The 450-nt window shown below is 67.6% G+C and carries 1 protein-coding gene; it reads right to left on the bottom strand.

What is annotated here, in order from left to right; all coding sequences use genetic code 11:
• On the bottom strand, positions 1 to 432 hold a 432-nt coding region (locus PUR56_RS00195; protein WP_329947334.1), incomplete at its 3' end, for an extracellular solute-binding protein.
• Positions 433 to 450: the final 18 nt, after the last annotated feature.

Here is a 450-nt window from a genome sequence, read left to right on the forward strand (position 1 = left end):
CAGGTCGGGGGTGTTGCGGGCGAGCTGTTCGAAGATGGGCGCCCAGTTGGGGTCGGCCTTGACCTTGCCGTCCACGGTGGCCTTCACGGCCGGGTCCACCTTGCCGAGGTCGTACGGGAAGATCGCGTGGAAGTCCATGTACTGGGCGCTGCGTTCGGGGGAGGCCAGCCAGCGCATGAAGGTGCCGGCGCCCTTCAGGTTCTTGCTCGCGGAGCCTGCGACCAGGCTGTGGCCGCCGACCATGGAGCAGCCGCTTCTGGGGCCGGTGGGCATCGGGGCGACGGCCCACTTGCCCTCGGTCTTGGTGCCGCCGGTCCGGACGTTGGCGATGACCGACTGGAAGAACGGGAACATCGCGACGTCGCCGCTGATGAAGCCGTTGAGGGCGCTGGTGCCGACCGGGGAGATCTTCTCGGTGTAGAAGGACTTCATGTACTCCATCGCGGTGCG

It is taken from the genome of Streptomyces sp. BE303, assembly GCF_036290945.1.
In the GTDB taxonomy this organism is placed as follows: Bacteria; Actinomycetota; Actinomycetes; order Streptomycetales; family Streptomycetaceae; genus Kitasatospora.